Consider the following 478-nt stretch of genomic DNA (forward strand, 5'->3'; position numbering starts at 1 on the left):
CGTCCCGCTGCTGGTCGCCGCCCTGTCCAGCCCTGCTGTTTTTGCTGTCGATGAAAGCGACGCCGTCAAGAAACCCGAATGCCCGAAAGGCCAGGTCTGGGACAGTAAAACCCAGCAATGCGTGTTGCAGACCAGCGCCACAACGCAGCCCTGATATTCGTCATCCGGTTCAGGCCATGGCCGGCAACCACAGCCTGAATCGCGCCCCACCCAGCGGCGAACTCTCAACGGTTAGTGTGCCGCCCTGCGCTTCGAGCGCGCGGCGGCTGATCGCCAAACCGAGGCCGAATCCGCCGGTCGCGCGATCACGGCTGCGGTCGAGCCGATAGAACGGTTCAAAGATCCGCTCGCGCTCGTCGTCGGGAATGCCGATGCCATCGTCGTCAACCCATATCTCACAACCGCCCCCAATGACCTGCACGCCAATCTGAATGCGCTTTTCGCAATAGCGCATGGCATTGCGCAACAGGTTCTGGAT

At 61.7% G+C, this 478-nt stretch carries 1 protein-coding gene; it reads right to left on the reverse strand.

Going from position 1 to position 478, the window contains the following annotated elements; translation table 11 throughout:
* Positions 1 to 169: 169 nt before the first annotated feature.
* A partial coding sequence (locus AAEY83_RS12840) for an ATP-binding protein (protein ID WP_351059280.1) occupies positions 170 to 478 on the reverse strand: 309 nt, incomplete at its 5' end.

The organism is Psychrobacter sp. TB20-MNA-CIBAN-0197 (genome assembly GCF_040309765.1).
Classification (GTDB): Bacteria; Pseudomonadota; Gammaproteobacteria; order Pseudomonadales; family Moraxellaceae; genus Psychrobacter; species Psychrobacter submarinus.